We start from the raw sequence: 23540 nt of genomic DNA on the forward strand, positions 1-23540 counted from the left end.
CTCCGCCGCGCCGCCCCCCCCCCCCCGCGCCGGCCCTCCGTCCCCCGCGGGTGTTCCTCCATTTGGGGGCACCCTCCCCCCCCCCCCCCCCCCACACCCCCCCCCCACCACCGGGGAAACCGCTCTAGTCCAGCCGGTCGACCTCCACCACGCGGACGACCGCGTGGCCCTCCTCGTCCGAGGCGGCCAGGTCGACCTCGGCGGTGATGCCCCAGTCGTGGTCGCCCGCCGGGTCGTCGAAGATCTGGCGGACCTCCCACACGTCCGGCTTCTCCTCGATCAGCAGCAACTGCGGGCCGCGCGCGTCGGGGCCGGTGCCGAGCGCCGGGTGCTCGCCGTAGTACTCGGCCATGGCCTCCTCCCACGCCTCGGCGTTCCAGCCGTCCTCGGAGTCGAGCGCGCCCAGGTCCCGGTAGCGGCGCAGCGCGGCCAGCTCCACCCTGCGGAACAGCTCGTTGCGCACCAGCACGCGGAACGCGCGCCGGTTGGCGGTGACCGGCTTGGGCTTGGTCTCGACGGGGACCTCGCCGGGCGCCTCGGCGGGGTTGGTCAGCTGCTCCCACTCGTCCAGGAGGCTGGAGTCGACCTGGCGGACCAGTTCGCCCAGCCACTCGATCAGGTCGAGCAGCTCCTCGGTCTTGGCGTCCTCGGGGACCGTCTGGGTCAGCGCCTTGTAGGCGCTGGCCAGGTAGCGCAGCACCAGCCCCTCGGAGCGGGCCAGCTCGTAGTGGCCGACGTAGTCGGTGAAGGTCATCGCGCGCTCGTACATGTCGCGCGCGACGGACTTGAGCTGCAGCGGGTGGTCGCCGACCCAGGGGTGCCCGCGCCGGTACACCTCGTAGGCGTGGTCGAGCAGCTCCTCCAGCGGCTTGGGGTAGGAGACCTCCTCCAGCCGCTCCATCCGCTCCTCGTACTCGATCCCGTCGGCCTTCATCTGCTGGACGGCCTCGCCCCGGGCCTTGTTGAGCTGCGCGGCCAGGATCTGGCGCGGGTCGTCCAGGGTGGACTCGACCACGGTCAGCACGTCCAGGGAGTAGGAGGGCGACGTCGGGTCCAGCAGGTCGAAGGAGGCCAGGGCGAACGTCGACAGCGGCTGGTTCAGCGCGAAGTCCGGCTGGAGGTCGACGGTGAGCCGCGCGGTGCGGCCGTCGGCACCGGGTTCGCCCACCTTCTCGACGATCCCGCCGTCCAGCAGCGAGCGGTAGATCGCGATCGCCTCGCGGATGTGGCGGCGCTGGTTCCTGCGGTCGTCGTGGTTGTCGGTGAGCAGGTGGCGCATCGCCGCGAAGCAGTCGCCGGGCCGGGCGATGACGCTGAGCAGCATCGCGTTGCTGACGCGGAAGCGGGAGTTCAGCGGCTCGGGGTCGGCGGCGATCAGCTTCTCGAAGGTGGCCTCGTCCCAGCCGACGAACCCCTCGGGGGCCTTCTTGCGCACGACCTTGCGCCGCTTCTTGGCGTCGTCACCGGCCTTGGCCAGCGCCTTCTCGTTCTCCACCACGTGCTCGGGGGCCTGCGCCACCACGTTGCCGACCGTGTCGAACCCGGCCCGCCCGGCCCGGCCCGCGATCTGGTGGAACTCCCTGGCGCTGAGCCTGCGGACCCGCGAGCCGTCGTACTTGGACAGCGCCGTGAACAGCACCGTGCGGATGGGCACGTTGACGCCCACTCCCAGGGTGTCGGTGCCGCAGATGACCTTGAGCAGTCCGGACTGGGCCAGCCGCTCCACCAGGCGCCGGTACTTGGGCAGCATCCCGGCGTGGTGCACGCCGATGCCGTGCCTGACGTAGCGGGAGAGGTTGCGGCCGAACCGGGTGGTGAACCGGAAGCCGCCGATCTCGGCGGCGATGGCCTCCTTCTCGGCCTTGCTGCACATGTTGATGCTCGTCAGGGACTGCGCGCGCTCCACCGCCGCGGCCTGGGTGAAGTGCACGATGTAGACGGGCGCCTCGCGGGTGGTGAGGAGCTCCTCCAGAGTCTCGTGCAGCGGGGTGGTCCGGTAGGAGTAGAACAGCGGGACCGGGCGGGTCGCCGAGGAGACCACGCTGGTCGGGCGCCCGGTGCGCCGGGTGAGGTCCTCCTCGAACCGGGTGACGTCCCCGAGCGTGGCCGACATCAGCAGGAACTGCACCTGCGGCAGCTCCAGAAGCGGGACCTGCCACGCCCAGCCCCGGTCGGGCTCGGCGTAGAAGTGGAACTCGTCCATGACGACGGTGCCGATGTCGGCGTCGGCGCCGTCGCGCAGCGCGATGTTGGCGAGCACCTCGGCGGTGCAGCAGACGATGGGGGCGTCGGCGTTGACGCTGGCGTCCCCCGTCATCATCCCCACGTTGTCGGTGCCGAAGACCGCGCACAGCTCGAAGAACTTCTCCGACACCAGCGCCTTGATCGGCGCGGTGTAGAAGCTGCACTCGTTCCTGGCCAGCGCCGCGAACAGCGCCCCGGTGGCCACCAGGCTCTTGCCCGAGCCGGTGGGGGTGCTCAGGATGACGTTGGCCCCCGACACCACCTCGATGAGGGCCTCCTCCTGGTGCGGGTACAGGGTGAGCCCCCGCTCCTCGGCCCACAGCGAGAAGGCGTCGAACAGGGCGTCGGGGTCTGCTGTGCCGCGGGGCAGCTGATCGATGAGGCTCACCCCTCCATACTGCCCGCTCCCGAACGCTCCCGGTCCCGTTCGGGGGAGCGGGCCTCCCGGGACCGGGGAACCCCGGGCGCCTTCGGGAACGCCTGCCAGGCAGGGTGATCGATCCCTCAGGGCGAATCGGCGGAGGCTGCTAGACTCGCGGGCATCCGGGCCGGCCAGAGGTCGCCCGGCGCCGAGAGCCCTCCTCCCACGAGGCTCCGTCGTTCGTGCGGGCCGGTAGCTCAGCTGGTCAGAGCAGGGGACTCATAATCCCTGGGTCGCGGGTTCGAGCCCCGCCCGGCCTACCCCTTACCGCAGGGAAACCCCAGGTCGAACGCTATTCCCTAGCGCGACACTGGGGTTTCGGCGCGGGAGGAGTCGACGGCCAGGGAAACCCCGCACCAGAGGCTCCGACGCTGTTCCATCCCTCCGCGCTGCCGTCGTCACGTCGCACCCTGAACCTGACCGCCCGCACTATCCGGGCCCATCGCGCCGCCACCGGCTCCCAATAATCCGGACACGCATTACCGAATCACCTCTACCCCGGAATCCCCCTGGGGAGTCTCGGGCGCGGGGGTGATTCGGGCACCGGTGGTTTTGTTGACGGTCGTGGGGGGGGTGGGCGGGGGGGGGGGGGGGGGGGGGGGCCGGCCCCCCCCCCCCACGACCGTCAACGGAACCCTCACGCGACGGAGTGGCACACGCCGACAGCGGGCGGCACATAATGGAGCGGACCCGTGCTCCCCGGGTCGCGGAATCGAGCCCTGTCCGGCCTGCCTCTCCCCGTGGGGAGGCTCCGGGTGGGCACTGTTTCCCGGCGCGGTACCGGGGCTCCGGCGTGTTCGGGCGCGCTCGCCGGCATCGTTCCGGTCCCCGCCGCGCGCCCGCACACCAGCGAAGGGGGCCGGTATGGCTGACGGGGTCGTGGGCATCGTCGGGGCCGGAATCGTCGGGCTCGCGATCGGCCGGGAGATCACCCTCAGGCGGCCGGGGACGCGCGTCGTGGTGCTGGAGAAGGAGGACCGCGTGGCCGTCCACCAGACCGGCCGCAACTCCGGCGTCGTCCACGCGGGCGTCTACTACCGGCCCGGCAGCCTCAAGGCCCGTCTGTGCGCGCGCGGCGCGGCCATGCTGCGCGAGTACTGCGCCGATCGCGGGATCGCCTACGAGGAGTGCGGCAAGCTGGTCGTCGCGGTCACCGACGAGGACGTCGCGCGGCTCGACGAGCTCTCCGCCCGGGCGGGCGCGAACGCCGTCCCCGGGCTGCGGCGCGTCGGCCCCGCCGGGATCCGCGACGTCGAACCGCACGCCGTGGGCCTGGCCGCCCTGCACTCGCCGCGAACGGCCGTCACGGACTACACGCGCGTCGCCCGGTCCTTCGCCGACGACATCGCCGCCGCGGGCGGGCAGGTGCGGTTCGGGTTCCCCGTCACGGGCATCGCCGCGACCGGGGGCGCGCTGCGGGTCTCCTCCGGGGACCGGAGCGTGGCGGTGGACAGCCTGGTCGTCTGCGCCGGGCTGCACACCGACACCGTCTCCCGGATGGCGGGCGACGCGTCCGCGCCCAGGATCGTCCCGTTCCGGGGGGAGTACATGCGCGTCCGCCCGGAGAAGGCGCCCCTGGTGCGCGGGCTCGTCTACCCCGTTCCCGACCCCCGGTACCCGTTCCTGGGCGTCCACTTCACCCGGCGGGTGTCGGGGGAGGTGGAGGTCGGCCCCAACGCGGTCCTCGCGTTCGCCCGCGAGGGCTACCGCCGCTCCGACGTCCGCCCGGCGGACCTGGCGGGCACGCTCGCGTGGCCCGGCTTCTGGAGCATGGCGTTCGGGCACTGGCGCACGGGCGTCCGGGAGGTCCGCGGATCGCTGTCCCGACGCGCCTACATGCGGGCCGCCCAGCGGTACGTGCCCGGGATCGGCCCCGGCGACGTCGTGCCCGGCGGATCGGGGGTCCGGGCGCAGGCGCTCGACCGCGACGGCTCCCTCGTCGACGACTTCCGCGTCCACCGGCTCGGCCCCGTCACCACCGTCCGCAACGCGCCCTCACCGGCCGCGACGTCGTCCATGGCGATCGCCGAACACGTGGTCGACGCCATCTCCTCCCCCGCGTAGCCCACTGCGGCGGACAGGCGTCCGCCGTCGCCGTCCGGGACCCGGCAGGGATCGCGGGACACCAGGAAGGCCGCGTGGTGGGCGTCACTGGAGGTGAGAGCGCCAGCCAACAGGGGATGGGGCTGATGACGGTCATGGGTTCGACCACATCGTCCATCGGGATCAGCCGTTCTCGGCCGGGCCGCCTTCCGAGTCGCCGAACGGGGCCTCGCCGGAGCCGGGTCCGCCGGAGGGAGCCTCACCGGGGGGAGCCCCGCCACCCGGGCCGCCCATCCCGGAAGACTCCTGTTGGGTGACGCTGCCGGCGTAGTCGTTGGCCGGGTCCCGGTAGACGGTGTGGATGTGCCCCCACCCGGACGTGGTGTACCCGTCCACGTCGGCGCCCGCCGAACCCTGCTGGTTGGAGAACTCGACGTAGGCGTTCGGGCCGGAGATCTGGAAGTAGACGCCGTCGCCCTGGGACATGTCGTACTCGGTCGCCCCCGACCAGTTGACGTAGGTCTCGTCGAGGGTCGCCTCGATCGCGGCCAGGGCCTGGGCCGTGGTCTCCTCGTCCGACAGGCCCACCCAGTTGGCGATCACGTCGAGCAGGAGCTGCTTCTGTTCGTCGGTCAGGTCCGATCCGGCGATCCCGGTCCCCGTGGGGTAGGAGCAGGTTCCGCCGGGCGCGCAGGCGAGGTTCCCGACGTCCGACCCTTGGTACAGCTCGGCCTCCTGCTCGTCGGTCAGGCTGTCGTAGAAGGCGAAGGCCGTCTCGTACATGCCGGCCAGAGGCTGGACCTCGTTGCCTTCGTCGTCGGTGTAGACGGCGGGTTGGAGGCCCAGGTGCGTGGGCGCGAACGTGATCGAACCGTCGGAGCCGTCCAGCGTGGCGTTCATGCCGAGGTGGTGCCCGCCGAACTGCACCTGCCATGCTTCGGTGGCGGACGGGTCGCCGAAGAAGGCGATGTAGTACTGGCCCAGGGAGTCCTCGGTGCTGGAACTCTGTTCCAGGAGGAACTCGTCGCCGCCCATGATGCCGGTGGCGGTCTCGTACCCCTCTTCGCTCAGCAGCGCTTCGAGGACCTTCATGGCCGCGGCCCTCTGCTCGTCGTTCAGGTCGTCCAGGTTCAGTCCCACCCGCGAGACGAACGTGACCGGGAAGTTCGACCACGTCGTGGTCTTGGACTCGTCGTCGTAGGCGTGGACCAGTTGTTCGTGCTGCTCGTCCGACAGCGCCGCCATGAACTCCTCCGCGGCGGCGGCGGTGTCGGTGATCGTCTCCTCGCTGGTCGTGGACGAGGCTGCCGCCGTCTCCGACGTCGATGGGGTGGCGGTGGACTCCGAGGCGGCGCACCCGCTGAACACGAGGGCCGCCAGCAGAGACACCGCCGCGGTCCACACCGTTTTCGCGCGCTTCGGCCGGTGCCGGCCGCTCGCGGTCTCTTGGTCGATGGCGTTCGTCATGGAGACGAAGGTAGGAGACGGACTTTGGTGTCTCTTGTGCGCTGGGTGAGAACCAGGTGGGAGTCGGTCCCCTGTCTCCGGTCCGCCTGCCGGTGGCGGCCGGCCGCCGACTGCGATCAGGAGCCGGACCCGCTCCGCGCGGTGTCCGACTCCTGATCGCGGGGCTCAGCGAACCGGGTCCGCGCGGCGGTGTCCGTCCGTGCTGCGGGCGCGTTCCCCCGGACGCACCGGCCCCGCTTCCCCGCTTTGCGCATGAGCTCCTTCCACCAGGGCCGGGACAACGGGCGGGCGCCCCCCGCGGCTATCGTCAAGATCAACAACGGACCCACCGACGTTTGGAACACGCGATGAACACCGTCCGCACCCGCGCGCTGGCCGCCCTGCACGGGCTCGCCATCGGCGACGCCCTGGGCATGCCCACCCAGCTGCTGTCGCGCTCCGACATCACCGGCCGTTTCGGCTCCATCGAGGGCTTCGAGGACGGACCGGCCGACCACCCCATCGCACCGGGCATGCGCGCGGGCACCGTCACCGACGACACCGAGCAGGCCCTGCTGGTGGCGCGCCTGCTCATCGAGGGTGACGGGCACATCGCCCCCGACCGCTTCGCCGTCGAGCTGGCCCTCTGGGAGAAGCAGATGGCCGCCAAGGGGTCGGCCGACCTGCTGGGCCCGTCCACCAAGCGCGCCATCGAGGCCATCGCCGCGGGCGACTCCCCCCTGGAGACCGGTAAGTACGGCACCACCAACGGCGCGGCGATGCGCATCGCGCCCGTCGGGGTGGCCACCCCCCACGAGCCCCTCGACGGCCTGCTCGACCGGGTCGTGGAGGCGGGTCTCGTCACCCACAACACGGGACTGGGCATCGCCTCGGCGGCGGCCGTCGCCGCCACCGTGAGCGCGGGGGTGGCCGGGGCCGGCGTCGGCGCCGCGCTGGACGCGGGCCAGCGCGCGGCCGAGGCCGGGGCGGTCCGGGGGCACTGGGTGGCGGGCGGCGACATGGCGGCCCGCATCGCCTGGGCCCGCGCCCACGTCGTCGGCCGCCCCGAGGCCGAGGTGCTGGACTTCACCTACGACGTCATCGGCACCAGCGTGGCCTCGCAGGAGTCCGTCGTCGCGGCCTTCGCCCTCGCCCAGTACCTCGCCGACGACCCCTGGAAGGCCGTCCGGCTGGCGGCGGGCCTCGGCGGCGACACCGACACCGTCGCGGCGATCCTGGGCGCGATGCTCGGCGCCTGCCACGGAACGGGCGCCTTCCCCGCCGAAGCGGTGACCACCGTGCGGGAGGTCAACGGCATCGACTTCGAGTCGCTGGCGGACGACCTGCTGGCTCTGCGCGGCCGCTGACCGGACGCGCGTTCCCGCGTTCCCGCGCCCCCGCGGGGGCGCGGGGCCCGGAGCGCTCCGGGGGAACACCCTAAACTGACCGCAGCCGACCGGGGCGCCCCACCGCCGCCGGTTCCCGGACAGGCAAGGAGAGCCGCCCTGTGAACCGCCTCATCCACTGCGGATCGGTGATCACCGACCTCGTCATGACCGTCGAGGCCCTCCCCCCGCCCGGCGGCGACACGCTGGCCACGTCGACGAGCACCTCCCCGGGCGGGGGGTTCAACGTCATGGCGGCGGCGGCCCGCAGCGGGATGCGCGTCCTCTACGCCGGGACGCACGGCACGGGCCCCAACGGGGACATGGCGCGGGCCGCCCTGGCCGGGGAGGGGATCGAGGTCCTCCACCCGCCCCGCGCGGACGTGGACACGGGTTTCTGCGTCGCGCTCGTGGACGCCGGCGCCGAACGGACTTTCGTCAGCAGCATCGGGGCGGAGGGCGACCTGGACGGCGCGGACCTGGCGCGCGTCCGCGTCGAGCCGGGCGACTTCGTCTACGTGACCGGCTACTCGTTCGTGTCCGGGAACCGGGGGCCCGACCTGGTCCGCTGGCTCGGGGAGCTCCCGGGGCAGGCGCGGGTGGTCTTCGACCCGGCGCCCGTCGTCGCCGGGATCGATCCGGGGGTTCTCGGCGAGGTCCTCGGCCGGACCGACGTCCTCAGCCTCAACGCGCGCGAGGCCGGGCTGGTCACCGGGCTGGACCGTCCCGAGGAGGCCGCAGCCGAACTGGCGCGGCGCGGCCGGCCCGGCGGGCTCGTCGTGCTGCGCGACTCCGCGCGGGGATGCCTGGTGGCCCGGTCGGGGGACGAGCCGGTGCTCGTTCCCGGTTTCGCGGTGACGGCGGTCGACACCAACGGGGCGGGCGACGCGCACACCGGGGCCTTCGTCGCCGCGCTCGCCGGGGGCGCCGATCCGTTCGAGGCGGCCCGCCGGGCCAACGGCGCCGCCGCGGTGGCGGTCACCCGCTACGGACCCGCGACCGCTCCCGACTCCGGGGAGCTGCGTGATTTCCTGGCCGCCCGGGAGCCCGCGGGCGCGCGCCGCTGAGCTTTCCGCCGGTCGCGCGCGGGGGCCCGGGAGGGGTGCCGCCCCGGAGCCCGCGGGCTCCGGGGCGGCGGTCCGTCAGCTTTCGCTCTTGCGGTCGGACTGGAACACCTGCCAGTCCTTCTGCACGTCGGCGAGGTACTCGTCGACGGTGATCTCCTGCGCGAGCAGCTCCTGGGTCTTGACCCCGAGCGTGTCGTACATGGTGTCGGTGGCGTAGTCCCAGTAGCCGATGAGCGCGTCGTCCTCGAGGACCACCTGGGTCGTGTCGATGACCTCCTGGGCGAGCGGCTCGATCTCGGTGTCCTCGGGCGGCAGTAGCGGGGTGCGGCCCAGGGACGCGAGGTCGTTGGCGTGCTGCTGGTCCATGAGCATCGCGAGGAACGCGGCGGCGGGCAGGACGTTGGTGCTCGCGGCGTTCATGTGCCAGGACAGTCCGGCCGAGCCCTGCGAGTTGTGCGCGCCGCTGACGCCTCTCGGCGCCGGGATGAAGCCGATGTCGGCCGTCGCGCCCGCGGTCAGGGACGCGGCGTTCCAGTCGCCCGCGATGTAGAACACCGACTCGCCCTCACCGAAGCGGGTGGTGGCGTCCTCCTCGCTGATGCTGTTGTAGCCCTCCTGGAAGTAGCCGCTCTCCTCCCACTCCACGAGGCGCTCCACGGCGGCCAGGTTGGCCTCGGTGACGAAGTCCGAGCCCTCCATGCCGTTGATCCAGTTGGTCATCTCCACGGTCTCGCTCTGCGCGCCGGCGATGACGCCCAGCGCGTGGTAGCCCGGGTACTGGGTCTGGTTGCCCATGATGAGGGGCTGCTCGCCGGCGTCCTTGGCCGCCTTCAGGGCCGCCTCGAAGTCCTCGAAGGTCTCCGGCGGTTCGAGGCTGAGCTCCTGGAGCTTCTCCTTGTTGTAGAAGACGCCGACGTTCTGGGTCACCGGACTGATGCCGTACAGGTCGCCCGAGCCGAAGGCGCGGCCGTCGGGGGACCAGCGCAGCGGGCCCAGCAGCGAGGGGCTGAACGACTCCGTCCACCCGTAGGCCGCGGCGATGTCGTCGAGGGGGCGCACCAGTCCGCCCTCGACCAGGATTCCGTCGACGGAGTACCCCTGGTTGCCGTGGACCAGGTCGGGGGCGCTCTCCCCGCCGGACTCCAGGGTCGCCACGACGGTGCTGATCTGGTCGTCGAACGACTTGAACTGCGCGTCGACCGTGACGTTGGGGTACTCCTCCTCGAAGCGCGGGATGAGCTTGCCCATCGCGCTCTCGTCGTTGGAGTCGAGCATGAGGCGCAGCGTGACGTCCCCGAGTTCGGCCATCTGCTCGGGGGTCACCGGCTCGGTGATCTGGTCCTCGCCGGAGATGGTGGCGGGGCCGCCCGCGTCCTCGCCGCCTCCGGGCGTGCAGGAGGTGGCCATGAGCGACACGACCGCGAGCAGCCCGATCCCGGTGCGGCCGAGCCATCCATTCCGTACCCCTGAAGGCGATCTACTGGACAAATCGGAACTATTGCTGTTCATCTGCTGCTTTTCCTTTGGGACGGGGGTGTGGACGGGGGGTGTCTCGCCAGGCTCGACCGATCACCGGCACAGATCCTGGCAGCCTCCGATTCGAACCGTCCAGAAATGAAACTCACATCGGACAAAGGTCGTCGAATCGTTACGTTTCATCATCATCATTGAAAGGAGAAAATTCCCTTAATCAACAAAAGTAAAGAAACACCCCAAAACACCCGAAACAGGGTTCAGTCTTCCGCCTCCGGGTGTGGCTCCAGAAGGCGGGAGCGGCGTGCCCCACAGCATCTGCCCCAAGATCGAAGCATGCAAATGCCTCATCTGTCACCAAACTACGCAAAACGCACTAGAGCCCTGAAACACCCCATCCCGCTTTCCACTAAGGTGCGCTTCAAGGCCCTGGACCCGCGAACGCGGAGGCGCCCGCCGATCCGCACGAAAGGCGGCCCGACCGCGCCCCGCTGCTCTCCCGTGCCCCCACCAACCAGCCAGCACGGTCGGCCGCGCGCCCGCAACGCGTCGCGTCCCGTCCTGTCCGCAATCGAAGCCCCAGGAGCGGCGATGACCGCTGTGACCAGCAGGCCCCGAACCCGGCATCCGTCCCGGAGCCGTCCCGGCCGAACCCCGCCCCCGAGGACCGGCGGCCGACGCCGGGACTGGACGGCGCTGCTCTACGTACTGCCGGCCCTCGCGTTCTTCGGGGTGTTCGTCCTCTACCCCCTCTGGCAGTCCGTGTGGCTGAGCCTGTGGGAGTGGAACGGGGTGACCGCCGCGACATGGGTCGGCGCGCGGAACTACGTCGACGTGCTGGGCGACCCGGTCATGCGGGCCGCGCTGCGCAACTCGCTCGTGTTCATCGTCTTCTACGCCGTCCTCCCCACGGCGGTCGGACTCCTCCTCGCCGGTGTGATGTCGCGGATCCGCATCCACGGGCTCACCTTCTTCCGGGCCGCGCTGTTCGTCCCCCAGATCCTCTCCGGGGTGGTCGTCGCCGTGGCCTGGCGGTACCTGTACGGGGTCGACGGGCCCATCAACGGGTTCCTGGACCTCGTCGGGCTGGGCTTCCTGACCAGGGGCTGGCTGGGCGACTTCGCCACCGCGCTGCCCAGCGTCGGCCTCATCGGCACGTGGGTGATGTTCGGGCTGTGCATGGTCCTCCTCCTCGCCGGAGCCCAGCGCATCCCCACCGAGCTCTACGAGGCGGCGCGGATCGACGGCGCGGGGCCGATCCGCGAGTTCTTCACCGTCACGCTCCCCGGCCTGCGCCGCGAGACCTCCTTCGCCCTGGTCCTGACCACCACCTACGCGCTGCGCAACTTCGACGTGGTGTGGAACACCACATCGGGCGGGCCGGGCAACTCCACCGTCATGCCGAGCGTGATCATCTACAAGGCGGCGTTCAACACGCGCGACTACGGAACGGCCGCGACCGTCTCCGTGCTGCTCACCGTGATGATCCTGGCCGTCACCGCGCTCGTCCTCTTCATCCTCCGAGACAGGGAGACCGGCCGATGAGATCCCGCGGCGAGTCGGTGATCAGCCACCTCATCCTCGTGCTGGGCGCGGCCATCGCGCTGTACCCGGCGCTGTCGATCCTGGTGCTCGCGGTGAGCGAGCGCGGCGGACGCCCCAGCCCCCTGGGGATGCCGCGCAGCTTCACCCTGGACAACTTCGCCCGCGCCTGGGAGGGCGGCGGCTTCGACACGGCCCTGCTGTCCAGCGCCGTCGTGGCGGTCAGCGTCGTGGTCGTGACCGTGACGCTCTCGGTCCTCACCGGCTACGCGCTGGCCTGGCTGCGGGTCCCCATGGCGGGCCCGATCCTCGGGGTCCTGCTCATCGGTCTGGTACTGCCCTACGAGGGGGTGATCGTCCCCCTGCACTCGCTCGTCAAGGACCTCGGGATGATCAACACCACAGCGGCGCTGATCCTGCCCCAGATCGGCCTGTCGGTGTCCCTGGGGGTGTTCTGGATGACGACCTACTTCCGCGGCGTCCCGCGCTCACTGCCCGAGGCGGCGTCCATCGACGGCGCCTCCCGGTTCCAGACCCTCACCAAGGTGATGCTCCCGGCGGCGCTGCCAGGCGTCTCCGCCCTCGCGCTGATCGTCTTCCTGTACGCCTGGAACGACTTCCTGCTCGCCCTGGTCCTGGTCCCCGACAACGCGGACGTGCGGACGGCGCCGCTGGCGCTGTCGTTCTTCGCGGGCAACGTCAAGGGCGCCGACATCGGCGTGACCGCCGCGGCGGCGGTCCTCGTGGCGCTGCCGCTCGTCGTCGTGTACGTCGTCCTCCAGCGCAGCTTCATCAGCGGTCTGCTCGGCGGAGCGGTGAAGGAGTAGGGCGCCGCTCCCCCCGGGGCCCGCGGTCCGGACCGCGGGCCCCGGGGGCCGGGCGTCCGACGCGTGATGTCCGTTTCTCTCGGTGGTCTTGAACCGGCCGGAGGCGAAGGGGGCGCGGGATTCTCCCGCACCCCCTTCGCCGTGCCGCGGGCCGACTAGACCGGGCAGGTGTTCCGGTAGTCCGAGACGTCGCTGCCCAGACCGGTCGAGGGGCCGGGGCAGAGGAACTGCGAGTAGCGGGTGTCCTCGTCCACGAACCGCTTCAGCCAGGAGATGCTGTACTTGGCGATGGTGGTGTTGGAGAGGTTCGGGGCGAAGTGCGACGCCCCGTCCAGCTCCAGGTAGACCTTGTCCGGAGCGCCGGAGAGGCTGTTGTAGAACGGGATGGAGTGCGAGCTCACCGAGGCGACGGTGTCGTTCTCGGCGCCGATGATCATCGTCGGCACGTCGACCTCGGACCAGGTCTTGTCCAGGTGCCACGGGGTGAGCGGGATGGCCGCCTTCAGCTCCGGCCGGTCCGCCGCGACCGCGAGGGTTCCGCCGCCGCCCATGGAGTGGCCCATGGCGGCCAGGCGGTCGGGGTCGATCCGGTTCCGCACCGCGCTCGTGCTGTCCTCGACCAGGTAGTCCAGGGCGGCGCTGATCTGGTCGCCCCGGCTGTCGGGCTGGTCGTAGCGCGTGTTGGTGTCGATGGTGAAGATGACGAATCCCTGGGACGCCAGGCGCTCGCCCATCCAGGACATGGAGCTCGAACTGGCGGTGTAGCCCGGGGCGATCACGACGGCGCCGAAGGTCTCGTTGGTGCCGGTCGGGTAGTAGACCGTTCCCCCGCCGAAACCGCTGACCAGGGACGAGACAGAGGTGTCGTCGACCGAGTACGGGCCGCGCAGGGCCTCGACGCTGGAGTCCGTGGGGTCCGGGCCGCGCTCGTAGGGGTTGGCCGCGTAGGCCGGGGAGGCGATGCCGACGCCGCCCGCGACGAGGGCCGCGGCCACGGCCGTCCTGATCGCGGTCCGCACGCCGCGCGAGAGCGGGGAGGCGCTCTTGGCGGGGCTTTCGGTCGGCTGGTCCAGAGTGCTGTTCGTCATGTTCATGGGGGGTTCGGTTCCTCTTCGTCAGGGCGTGGGACACCGCCGGGGCCGCGCGCCTCGGGCGCGTCGACGGGCGGGGTCCGCCGCCTGATACAGGGGGGTGGCGCCGCTCGGTTCGCACGGAGCCGTACGACGTCCGCGTCTTCCCTGCGGGCGGGGATGGCGTTCTCGCACCGTCAGGGTCGGCCGCCGACCGGGAGGGCGCCCGGACCGGGGGACGTCGGCTAGGGGTCTGCGTCGGGTCTCCGCGCGGCGGCGCGGACGTCCCCCGTTCATCAACTCCTCACGGGGACGCACCGCAACTATCCGTGCCGACCCGGTCACCGCGCATCAGTGAAACGACCAGTGTTCGCCCGATTACCGTCCAGGACCCGGCCGGCCCGCCCCGGCGCCCCGGGGCCCGGGCTCCGTCGCGCTCGCGCGCGGAGGCCGGCGGCCCGGTGGCCGGGGTTCAGCGGGCCGGCGGGATCCGCACCGGGATCTCCCCGCCGAGGCGGACGCCTCCGAGCAGGCTGAGGTCGTCGCCGCTCCAGAAGCGGCCGGGGTCGTACCAGTTGGGTGTGCGCCCGCCGGGCAGCAGCCCCATGGCCTCGTAGGTGAGGGCCACGACCTCCGCGCAGTAGGCGGTCTCCAGGGCGTGCTCCCGCGCGCGGCGGGTGAAGGGCACCCTGCCGCGCAGCCACCGCCCGGCGAGCCGGGCGGTGGAGGGGAACGGCGTGCCGTCCAGGCGGGCGACGGTGCGCAGGACCGCGTCCTCGGCCTCCTCGCCGGGCGGGGGGTCGAGCTGGCGCAGCCACGCCCGCTGGCCGTACCTCCGGGCCCACACGGTCACCGCGTCGCGCAGGTCGTGCAGCTGGACCCCCCTGTGGTGGCTGCCGGTCCACATGTCCGTCAGGGACCGGCCGAGTTCGGCGTGCCACATCAGCGGGGGGAGGTCGTCGATGACGACGGACATGCCCACGTGGTTGACGGGGCTGTTCGTGGTCACCTGGATGGCGCGGTCGGGGACCGAGCGTCCGCGGAACAGCCACACGTCGCCGGTCCTGGTCAGGTCCAGCGCCGCGTCGAGGTCGATACTCAGGTCGGTCACCCCGCTAGCCTAGGCACATGCGGTGGTGGAAGATACTCGGTCTGGCCGGTTTCGCGGGCGTCGCGGCGACCGGCGTGGTCATCGTCCGGGCGGAGCGCCGGAGGCGCGCCTACACGCCCGAGGAGGTCCGCGACCGCCTCCGCGCCAAGGCCGCGGAGGCGAACGCCGAACCCCCCGCGGTGGAACCGGTGGCCGCCTCGGCGCCGGCGGCCCCGCGACGCCGCCGGGCGGCCCGGCGCGCCGCCGACAGGCTCGCCCGCCTGCTTCCCGGCCGGCCCTGAGACCACTCGGGAGCGCGGGTCCCCCGTCCTCGCTCCAGGCGTCGCCGACGCGGCGCGGCACGCCCCGGCCGTCGGGGACGTAGCGGGCCCCGCTCCGGCTCCGGGGGACGGGGCGGCGGCCGGGAGGGGTGTCCGCGTATCGGGGCCCTCCCGGCGTCAGTCGGCGACCGGGCTCCACTCGGGGACGTACAGGACCCAGGCGCGGGGGTCCGGAGCCGGTCCCACGGGCAGCGCGCGCCAGTCGGCCGCCCAGTCCGGCGGCGACCCGCCCCTGTCGAGCAGGCCGAACGGGACGGTTCGGCCGAGCGTGAGGAGCCCGTCCAGGCTGTGCGTGGCGTTGCTGCCCGACGGCGCGGCCGACGCGCAGCCCGCGTAGTAGGCGATCGGGACGGCCTCGTCCCCCGTGAGCAGGCAGGGCGGTCGCAGACCCGCGCCGTGCAGCGCGTCGGCGAGCCGCGCGTACTCCTGGCGGGCCGCGGTGTGGGAGGCGGCCCAGTGCGTCACGATCACGCCCTGGATGAGCAGGTGCCCGGCCAGCGCCACGGCCAGGCCCGCGCCCAGCGCCGGCCGCGTCCTCCGGTTCGCCGCCGACCACAGCCGCACCGTTCCGGCCGCGGCCGGGACCGCCAGCAGCGCGTACACCGGGAGCAGGAAGCGCGGCGCCGAGTAGTCGATGAGGAACAGGTAGGTGAACGACATCGACGCCGCGACGGCGACGGGCAGCAGGCCCGCCGCCCGCCGGGCGCGGCGCGCCGACGCCACCCCCAGCGCCACCAGCGGCACGAGCGCGGCCCACCACAGCAGGGCCGGCCAGCGCACGGCGTCCCCGTCGCACGGTCGGCACAGCAGCGGGCCGTCCAGGGTGGCGACCGAGTGCGCGAGGGCGAAGGTCGGCTCGGTACCGCCCTGGATCTCCCCCGCTCTGACCAACCGCTCCAGCACGCCGCCGTAGACCGCCTGGGCCTCGACCAGCCACGGCGCGACCCCGGCCAGCGCGCCGACCGCGACCGCCGCGACGAGGCCGGGCCGCCGCCAGGCCGGGACGGCGAGCGCCGCCGCGCCCAGCGGCGCGGCCAGCCAGAAGGCGTCGCTCGGGCGCATCAGCCCGGCCACCACGAGCATCGCGCCCAGGGCCGCGAGCGCGCCCCGGGGGCCTCGTCCGCGCGCCGCCGCCAGGAACCAGCCGACCGCCCCCACCGCGGCCATCGCCGTGTAGTGGTTGGGCATCGCCGAGGCGGTGTAGAACAGGCTCACCCACAGGGTGGCGTAGCCCAGGGCCGCGAGCGGCGCCACCACGGGCGTCGGCCACAGCCGCAGCCACGGCCAGAACCCCGCGAGCATCGCCAGCGCCGCGGCGCACGCCAGCCAGGCCCGCAGCACCGGGACCGAACCGGTCGCCAGCACCACCGGGGCGGCCAGCAGCGAGACCCCCCGCGACCGGGGCGCGCTGAAGAACGCGGCGGGGTTGCGCGGGTCGTACTGGCTGACGTAGACGACCTCGTCCCAGCCCAGCCCCAGTCCGATCGGCACCAGGAGCAGCCCGGCCGCGGCGAACGCCGCGCAGACCGCGCCCAGCGCCGCCGCGCCGCCGCGACCCGCCCTCCGGTTCCGCGCGGCCGGGCAGGCCCCCGCGGAAGCCGGTTCCGCCTCCCCCGCCCGGCGGGCGTCCACGGGCGCCCTACTGCCGTTCGATCCGCGCCACCGGCGCCACCACGATGTCGTGGACCCGCCAGTCGGACTCGCGCAGCCGCGCGCCGAGGCGCTCCAGGCGCCCGGTGATCCCCTCGGTGTCCGGCCGGGGCACCACCAGTACCTCGCCGACGAGCACGTGCCCCTCCTCGCGCAGCCGCACCCACGCGTCCAGCACCCAGGGCTCCGTCCGGGCGATGCCGACCAGCTTCTCGGGCACGGGATCGGTCCCGTGCCCGGTGGCGGGCGTGGGGCGGGAGTCCATCAGGTTCGTCACCGCCGTCCGGGTGGTGCGCAGGCCGTCGCGGACGATGTCGGCGGAGATGACGGCCGCGGCGACGGCGTCGGCCCACCACAACCCCGCCCCGATGCCCAGGACGCCCAGGATCGCGGCGCCGGAGGTCATCCAGTCGGCCCGGTTCATCTCGGCGTCGGCGTACAGGACCTTGTCGCGCAGTTCCCGGGCGAGCCGGATCTTCATCCGGCCGAGCACGACCGCCGGGACGGCGGTGACCGCCAGCACCGCGATCATCGGCCAGCCCAGCCAGACCTGCCATCCCGCGATCTCGACCAGGCCGATGGGCGGGCGCTCGCCGGTCACCAGCCGCGTCAGCGAGTCGGCCAGGATGTAGCCGCCGAGCGCGAGCAGGGCCAGCGCCGCGGCGAGGAACCCGATCGCGACCGAACGGTGGTAGCCGTACGGGAAGCGCTCGTTCGGCCCGCGGTCCCGAAGCCGGTCGGCGACCAGGAACGCGATCGGCGGCACCAGCGAGAGGAAGTCCTCCGTCCACGCCGCCTTCATCGCCTGGGACTGCCCCAGCGTGACCGCCATGAGGGCGATGGTGACGACGAAGACGGCGATGGTGGCCCACTCCAGCCGCACCGCCCGCAGGTGCAGCCGCTCCTTCTCCTCGGGAAGTTCGTAGTGGTCGTAGATCCGCGTCACCGGCCCGCTCCCTCGGCCTCGACCAGGAGGCGCCGGAGCTCCTCGTCCGGAACGTCCAGCAGGTACCCCTCGACAGTGGCCAGCCAGGCGTTCTCGCCCATGCGCACCGCCATCACGTGGTCCGACCGGCTCAGCTCCACCCCGCTGTCGCGCAGTCCGAGCGGCCCGAGCATCCACTCGCCCACGACCGCGGGCTCCCCCGGGGGCGGCGCCGGCCCCGTGTACGGGACCGCGATCCCGCCCTCCTCGCGCAGCCGCGCCTCCTCGGCGGTGTCCGCCCGCACCGCGACCCGCGTCCCGGACACCTCCTCGCCGGCCATCGGCGCGGGGACGCCGACCACGGCGCGCGTGGTGGTGTACGGCGTGGTGAGCGCCGCCATCCCCTGCCAGGTCCCGGTGTCGCCGAGTCCGCCGGCCACCAGGTCGAGGCCGCCCGCGTGCAGCGACGCCATCAGGTCGGACTCCGAGCCGGAGGACCAGCGCACCCGGGCGTCGAGCTCCTCGGCGAGCCTCCGCACGAGCACCGGCTCGACCCCGCTCACCGAACCGTCGTCGGCGACCCTGGTCCAGGGCGGGGACCCGGTCACGCCGACCCGCAGCACGCCGCCGCGCACCCGGTCCAGGGTTCCCTCGCTGTCGTCGGGCCACGGGTTCCGCGCCGCGAACTCGGCGAACGTCGCGAGCAGGAGGAGGGTGACCACGATCACGCGCGCCCACGCCTGCGCTCCGCTCTCGTGGCGGAACGGCGCGACGTGCGGACCGGGGGCGCGGGTCATGGCTCGAGCAGCACCTTCACCGCCCCGTCCGTCTTGCGCTGGAACATCTCGTACGCCCGCGGGGCGTCCTCGAGCGGCATCCGGTGGGTGGCGAAGAAGTCCACGCCCAGCGGGTCGCCGTCGGTGAGCAGCGGCATGATCTCGTCCACCCAGCGCTTGACGTTGGCCTGGCCCATGCGCAGCTGGATCTGCTTGTCGAACAGGGTGAGCATGGGCAGCGGGTCGGCCATCCCGCCGTACACGCCGGTCAGGGAGATGGTGCCGCCGCGCCGGACCAGGTCGATGGCGGTGTAGAAGGCGGTGAGCCGGTCCACGCCCGCGGTGCTCATCAGCTTGCCCGCCAGGCCCTTGGGCAGCCTCGTCGCCATGTGCTGGGCGATCTTGCCCGCGGTCGTGCCGTGCGCCTCCATGCCCACGGCGTCGATCACCGCGTCGGGGCCGCGCCCGTCGGTGCGGTCCCGGATCGCGTCGACGAAGCCCTCCTCCTCGAAGGAGAAGGCCTCCGCCCCGACCGCCCGTGCCCGCGCGAGCCGCTCGGGCACGATGTCGACCCCGAACACCCGCTCGGCGCCCAGGTGCCGGGCGACGCGGCAGCACATGTCGCCGATGGGGCCCAGCCCCAGCACCGCGACGCTCCCGCCCTCGGGGACGTCGGCGTACCGGACGGCCTGCCACGCGGTGGGAAGCACGTCGGAGAGGTACACGAACCGGTCGTCGGGCGGCCCCGGGGGGACCCTGATCGGGCCGTAGTCGGCGTGCGGCACGCGCAGGAACTCGGCCTGCGCGCCGGGAACGGAGCCGTAGAGCCTGGTGTAGCCGAACAGCTCGGCGCCCATGCCCTCCTCCCGGACCTGGGTGGTCTCGCACTGGGTCTGCAGGCCCTGCCCGCACATGGCGCAGTGCCCGCAGGCGATCTGGAACGGCACCACCACGCGGTCGCCGGGCCGCAGGTTCGCCACCCCGTCGCCGACGGCCTCCACCACGCCGATGGGCTCGTGGCCGAGGATGTCCCCCTCGGCCAGGAACGGCGCCATCACCTCGTACAGGTGCAGGTCGGAACCGCAGAGCCCCGAGGTGGTGACACGGACGACCGCGTCGGTCGGCTCCTGGATGAAGGGGTCGGGCACGGTGTCCACGCGCACGTCGCGCGGGCCGTGCCAGGTGAGCGCTCGCATGCGGGGCCTCCTTCTCCCGCGCCGAGCGGGGCCGCACCGGTGCCGGTCCGGCCCCGCGTCCGCGCCGTTGTCGGTCATGTCCCTGCACAAGTGACCCGGGGCAGCGGGTTCAACCGCGCGGGACGGGCTTTTCCGGGCTCCGGCTCATTCGAGGGACTTCTTGATCTTGTCGGTCATGCTCGTGCCGGGCGCCGCGGCGGCCCCCTTGGCCGAGCCCTCGCCGGGCCTCCCGTCGGACGTGGCGTACAGCGCGGGGTCGGGCGGCGGCGCCGAGGCGGGGCCGCCCAGCGGCTCGGGGTTGTCGAGGTAGCGCAGCTCGTGGCGGCCGTCGGGCGCGGGCCGGTGCGCCCAGCGTCCCCGGGCGGCCTCGGTCCCGTCGGAGAGCCCCCAGATGGTGTTGGAGTGGGTCTGGTCCTCCTCGTCGAACAGGGCGTCGGGCGCGACGGTGTCCTCCAGGCCGTCCTCCTTGAGCTCCTCGATCGCGGCCAGCCACATGTTCTGGTGCACGGTGTCGCGGGCGAGGTTGAACTTGAGCATGGCCTTGACCCCCGGGTCGTCGGTCATGTTGTACAGGCGCGCGGTCTGCAGCCGGCCCTGCGCCTCGGCCGCGACGTTGGCGTGGAAGTCCGCCAGGAGGTTGCCGCTGGCCACGATGTACTTGCCGTTCCACGGGGTGCCCGCCGAGTCGGCCGGCACCGGGCCCCCGCCCGAGACGATGGCCTGCTGGGGGTTCATGCCGCCCACGACGGCCGCCACCACGGGATCCTTGACCGCGTCGGCCGTGACCTCGGAGGGCGCGCCCTCCAGCAGCCGGGCGACCATCGTGGCGAGCATCTCCACGTGGCCGATCTCCTCGGTGGCCACGTCCATGATCAGGTCCTTGTACTTGCCCTCCATCCGGCAGTTCCAGCCCTGGAAGAGGTACTGCATGGTCACGGTCATCTCGCCGTAGGCGCCGCCGATCAGCTCCTGGAGCTTCATCGCGTACAGCGCGTCGGGCTTCTCGGGCTTGGCCTCGAACTGCAGGTGCTTGGTGTGGCGGAACATCCGGGTCCCTTCTCCAGAGTGCGGCCGGACCCCGCCCGGTCGCGGGTATCCGGGGCCGCCAGCTACCCTCCCGGCCCGGCGCGAACCCATCCGGCCGGGAAAACCGGACGGTTCTCCCGCGCGCCGGTCGGGCCCGTTTTCCTGTTTCGCGGCGGCGCATCCGGGTCAGTAGGCGGGGCGGCAGCAGCCGTGCAGGGAGAGGACGGACACGATGACCAGTACCGCCATGCCGCCGGCCTCGGCCCCGAGAACGCTGCGCGCGGTCGCCGAGAGCGTCGGGGTGTCGCCGATGGCGGTCCGGCTGTACGAGAACCGGGGACTGGTCGTGTCGACCCGTCGGTCCGACGGGTCCCGCGTCTACCAGGAGGGGGACGTCGTCCGGCTCCGCCGCGTGGTCGAGCTCCTCGACCAGGGGGTCGACTTCACCACGATCAGGTACGTCTTGGACGCCTCACCGGACCGTTGACGGTCCCGGCGCCGGCGCCCCGGGACGGAGACGACGGGGTGCCGGCGCCGGGGGTTTCGGAGCGGGCCGGGCCTACTGGTCGGGCACGAGCTGGCCGCGCAGCGTCGCCAGGATCGCCGCGAGCCTGCGCGAGACGTGCATCTGGGACAGGCCCACCAGTTCGGCGATCTGCGCCTGGGTCTTGTCCCCCGCGAACCGCAGCAGCAGGATGCGCCGGTCGCGGGCCGGGAGCGCGGCCAGGGCCGGACGGAGGGTGGCGTGGTCCACGACCCGCTCCAGCGCCTCGTCCAGTCCGCCGAGGGTGTCGCCCAGCGTGGTCCCGTCCTCGTCGGCCCCGAAGGGCACGTCCAGGGAGAGCGTGCTGTAAGCGCGCGCGGCGTCGATGAGCTCAAGGGTCTCCTCCTCGTCCAGCTCGAGCAGCACGGCCAGTTCGCGCACGGTGGGCGAGCGCCCGTTCCGCTGGGCGAACTCCGCGGTCACCCGGTTGAGCTCGGCGCGCCGCTCCTGGTGCTTGCGGGGCACCCGGACCGCCCAGGTCCGGTCCCTGAAGTGCCGTTTGACCTCGCCCGTCATCATGGGCAGCGCGTAGGAGATGAACTCCTTGCCGTAGGCGGGGTCGAAGTTGCGGATCGCGTTGTAGAGGCCGACCATCGCGACCTGGCGCAGGTCCTCCTCGGGTTCGCCGCGGTTGCGGTACTGGCGGGCGATGCGCCTGGCGACGGGCGTGTGCAGCTCGGTCAGCTCGACGTAGATGCGCTCGCGGCGGTCCGGGTCCTCGCGGACGCGGCCGAGCTCCTCGAGCAGTTCGCGGGTTTGACGCAGGTAGGCGTCGTCGGAGTGGCGGTTTGGCGGGACGCGGCGACCGTTCCTGCTGCTGGTGCCGCAACCGTGATGTGAAGCCGAAACGGACATTGCGAAACGTCCCCCGCAGGGTCATGGTGAAAGTTTCCGGCACTTCGGGCAGGTGGCCCGCGCGATGGCCGGTGCCACCGGGAAATCCCGCTCAGGAGCGACCCACCGGTCGATTCGCGGTGTTCGGTCGTCTCCAGGTGAAAGGCGGGCCGAAGTGACGGATGGGATTTAGGTCCTCATTCGGACCTGCGAACGCCACCCACTGTAAGCAAGACATCACGGTTAGGGAACGAACACGGCCGAAACCGGAAGGTTGTTTTGCCAGGGGACAAGGTGCCGGAGTTTGAGGCGGCCACCGTCGGTGAATGGGTTCCTCTCAGGTGCACACACGACCGGGAGGCAGCATGCGAGGACGAGCGGCAGTGGCCGGACTGGCGGGGGCGGCGGGACTGGCGGGAACGGCCGTGACGGCGGGGGTGCTCGCCGCCGCGGTCTGGAGCGGCCGCCGCCCCGTGTTCGGATTGCGCGGCCGCACCGCCCTGGTCACCGGGGGGTCGCGGGGCCTGGGTCTGCTGCTGGCCCGCGAGCTGGGCGCGCGGGGGTGCCGCGTCGTCGTGTGCGCCCGGGACGGCGACGAGCTGGACCGGGCGGCCGCGGACCTGACCGCCCGCGGGGTCCGGGCGCACGCCCTGGCCTGCGACCTGCGCGACCCCGATGCCGTGCGCGCCATGGTGGCCGACGCGGCGGCCCGGTTCGACGGGCTCGACATCGTCGTCAACAACGCGGGCATCATCCACACCGCCCCGCTGGACTCGCTGGACGAGGCCGACTTCCACGACGCGATGGACACGGTCTTCTGGGCCTCGCTGCGCGTCGCCCAGGCCGCCCGGCCGCACCTGCGCGGCGGCGGGGTCCTCGTCAACATCACCTCGATCGGGGGCAAGATCAGCCCTCCCCACCTTCTTCCCTACGCCTGCGCCAAGTTCGCGCAGGTCGGCCTGTCCGAGGGGCTGGACTCCGAACTCGCCCGCCACGGCACGCGGGTGCTCACCGTCGTCCCCGGCCTGATGCGGACCGGATCGCCCCGGCGCGCCCTCTTCGGGGGCCGGCCCGGCCTGGAGTACGCCTGGTTCGCCGCCCTGGCCTCGATACCGCTGGTGTCCATGAACGGCGAGCGCGCGGCACGGCGGATCGTCGACGCCGTCCAGCAGGGGCGGCACCACCTCACCCTGACCCCGGTGGCGCACACCGCCGTGACCGCCCACGGCATGGCGCCGAGGCTCACCCAGGCGGTGCTGCGCGCCATGAACCGGGTGCTGCCCGGCCCCGGCCCGGGGCCCGTGCGGCCCACCAGCGGCCTGGAGGCCGCCCCCCAAGCGGACCGGTGGGGGCTGGGCCTGCTCACCCGCCTCAACGACAGAGCGGGCGAGCGGACCAACCAGCTGCCCGCCCACAACGGCCGCCACACGCCGTCGGGGGACTAGCCTCCCGCGTGTCTCCCCGGTGATCTTGACCTTTCCGGGGTCTCGGAGACGGTTGAGACCCCGGAAACGCCAAGATCACCGGGGGGACGGAAAAGGGTGCCCCGCGTTTGAAGCGGTTCGAGGGCGGTAGCGGAGGGTCTCGAGCACCACGACCCGGCCGGGCCGGCCCACAGCGCGCCCCGGTCGGTAGAAGGG

At 72.8% G+C, this 23540-nt stretch carries 19 protein-coding genes and 1 tRNA gene; 9 read left to right on the top strand and 11 right to left on the bottom strand.

Annotated features, from left to right (window positions below):
* Positions 1-124: 124 nt before the first annotated feature.
* A complete protein-coding gene (locus EV190_RS13830) occupies positions 125-2632 on the bottom strand; it encodes a DEAD/DEAH box helicase (protein ID WP_133741970.1) in 2508 nt (835 codons plus the stop codon).
* A 219-nt stretch (positions 2633-2851) separates the two neighbouring features.
* Between EV190_RS13830 and EV190_RS13835 the strand changes: the two genes are divergently transcribed.
* A tRNA-Ile gene (locus tag EV190_RS13835) sits at positions 2852-2925 on the top strand.
* A gap of 604 nt (positions 2926-3529) precedes the next feature.
* The gene (gene lhgO / locus EV190_RS13850; protein ID WP_133741971.1) at positions 3530-4729 is read left to right on the top strand and encodes an L-2-hydroxyglutarate oxidase; all 1200 of its coding nucleotides are present in this window, start codon (positions 3530-3532) and stop codon (positions 4727-4729) included.
* Positions 4730-4891: 162 nt separating this feature from the next.
* Here lhgO and EV190_RS13855 read toward each other — a convergent pair whose 3' ends face one another.
* Positions 4892-6175, bottom strand: coding sequence for a DUF3500 domain-containing protein (locus EV190_RS13855; protein WP_133741972.1), 1284 nt, complete (start codon positions 6173-6175; stop codon positions 4892-4894).
* A 347-nt stretch (positions 6176-6522) separates the two neighbouring features.
* Between EV190_RS13855 and EV190_RS13860 the strand changes: the two genes are divergently transcribed.
* A complete protein-coding gene (locus tag EV190_RS13860) occupies positions 6523-7521 on the top strand; it encodes an ADP-ribosylglycohydrolase family protein (protein WP_133741973.1) in 999 nt (332 codons plus the stop codon).
* Between the two features lie 140 nt (positions 7522-7661).
* Positions 7662-8606, top strand: coding sequence for a PfkB family carbohydrate kinase (locus EV190_RS13865; RefSeq protein ID WP_133741974.1), 945 nt, complete (start codon positions 7662-7664; stop codon positions 8604-8606).
* 75 nt (positions 8607-8681) lie between these two features.
* Here the strand turns inward: EV190_RS13865 and EV190_RS13870 are convergent, their stop codons facing one another.
* A complete protein-coding gene (locus tag EV190_RS13870; protein WP_133741975.1) occupies positions 8682-10115 on the bottom strand; it encodes an ABC transporter substrate-binding protein in 1434 nt (477 codons plus the stop codon).
* Between the two features lie 555 nt (positions 10116-10670).
* On the opposite strand from EV190_RS13870, the gene EV190_RS13875 reads away from it, so the two are divergent.
* Together EV190_RS13875 and EV190_RS13880 are read left to right on the top strand one after the other, a co-directional pair.
* On the top strand, positions 10671-11624 hold the full coding sequence (locus tag EV190_RS13875) for a carbohydrate ABC transporter permease (RefSeq protein ID WP_133741976.1): 954 nt from the start codon (positions 10671-10673) through the stop codon (positions 11622-11624).
* A complete protein-coding gene (locus tag EV190_RS13880; RefSeq protein ID WP_133741977.1) occupies positions 11621-12448 on the top strand; it encodes a carbohydrate ABC transporter permease in 828 nt (275 codons plus the stop codon). Before EV190_RS13875 ends, EV190_RS13880 begins: the two co-directional genes overlap by 4 nt.
* A 155-nt stretch (positions 12449-12603) precedes the next feature.
* Here EV190_RS13880 and EV190_RS13885 read toward each other — a convergent pair whose 3' ends face one another.
* Both EV190_RS13885 and EV190_RS13890 read right to left on the bottom strand, forming a co-directional pair.
* Positions 12604-13536: an alpha/beta hydrolase family protein gene (locus EV190_RS13885; RefSeq protein ID WP_133742058.1), complete on the bottom strand. Its 933-nt coding sequence runs from the start codon at positions 13534-13536 to the stop codon at positions 12604-12606.
* A 454-nt stretch (positions 13537-13990) separates the two neighbouring features.
* Complete coding sequence (locus EV190_RS13890; RefSeq protein WP_133742059.1) at positions 13991-14620, bottom strand: hypothetical protein; 630 nt, start codon at positions 14618-14620, stop codon at positions 13991-13993.
* Between the two features lie 26 nt (positions 14621-14646).
* Here EV190_RS13890 and EV190_RS13895 point away from each other — a divergent pair, with 26 nt between their 5' ends.
* A complete protein-coding gene (locus tag EV190_RS13895; protein WP_133741978.1) occupies positions 14647-14910 on the top strand; it encodes a hypothetical protein in 264 nt (87 codons plus the stop codon).
* A gap of 156 nt (positions 14911-15066) precedes the next feature.
* Here the strand turns inward: EV190_RS13895 and EV190_RS13900 are convergent, their stop codons facing one another.
* The 5 genes from EV190_RS13900 to EV190_RS13920 form a co-directional block, all read right to left on the bottom strand.
* Positions 15067-16581, bottom strand: coding sequence for a hypothetical protein (locus EV190_RS13900; RefSeq protein WP_243742570.1), 1515 nt, complete (start codon positions 16579-16581; stop codon positions 15067-15069).
* Between the two features lie 7 nt (positions 16582-16588).
* Positions 16589-17545, bottom strand: coding sequence for a cation transporter (locus EV190_RS13905; protein WP_208113173.1), 957 nt, complete (start codon positions 17543-17545; stop codon positions 16589-16591).
* Entirely contained in the window at positions 17542-18321 is a 780-nt protein-coding gene (locus EV190_RS13910; protein ID WP_133741979.1) for a substrate-binding periplasmic protein, read from the bottom strand. Before EV190_RS13910 ends, EV190_RS13905 begins: the two co-directional genes overlap by 4 nt.
* Complete coding sequence (locus tag EV190_RS13915) at positions 18318-19496, bottom strand: zinc-dependent alcohol dehydrogenase (RefSeq protein WP_133741980.1); 1179 nt, start codon at positions 19494-19496, stop codon at positions 18318-18320. The genes EV190_RS13910 and EV190_RS13915 overlap by 4 nt, the downstream gene beginning before the upstream one ends.
* Before the next feature lie 144 nt (positions 19497-19640).
* Positions 19641-20543: a manganese catalase family protein gene (locus EV190_RS13920; RefSeq protein WP_133741981.1), complete on the bottom strand. Its 903-nt coding sequence runs from the start codon at positions 20541-20543 to the stop codon at positions 19641-19643.
* A gap of 211 nt (positions 20544-20754) precedes the next feature.
* Between EV190_RS13920 and EV190_RS13925 the strand changes: the two genes are divergently transcribed.
* A complete protein-coding gene (locus EV190_RS13925) occupies positions 20755-21009 on the top strand; it encodes a MerR family transcriptional regulator (RefSeq protein ID WP_133741982.1) in 255 nt (84 codons plus the stop codon).
* 72 nt (positions 21010-21081) lie between these two features.
* On the opposite strand, the gene EV190_RS13930 is transcribed toward EV190_RS13925, so the two are convergent.
* Positions 21082-21921: a SigB/SigF/SigG family RNA polymerase sigma factor gene (locus EV190_RS13930; RefSeq protein ID WP_133741983.1), complete on the bottom strand. Its 840-nt coding sequence runs from the start codon at positions 21919-21921 to the stop codon at positions 21082-21084.
* A gap of 344 nt (positions 21922-22265) precedes the next feature.
* On the opposite strand from EV190_RS13930, the gene EV190_RS13935 reads away from it, so the two are divergent.
* Complete coding sequence (locus EV190_RS13935) at positions 22266-23345, top strand: SDR family NAD(P)-dependent oxidoreductase (protein WP_133741984.1); 1080 nt, start codon at positions 22266-22268, stop codon at positions 23343-23345.
* Positions 23346-23540 lie beyond the last annotated feature (195 nt).

Source organism: Actinorugispora endophytica, from assembly GCF_004363075.1.
GTDB classification, from domain to species: domain Bacteria; phylum Actinomycetota; class Actinomycetes; order Streptosporangiales; family Streptosporangiaceae; genus Actinorugispora; species Actinorugispora endophytica.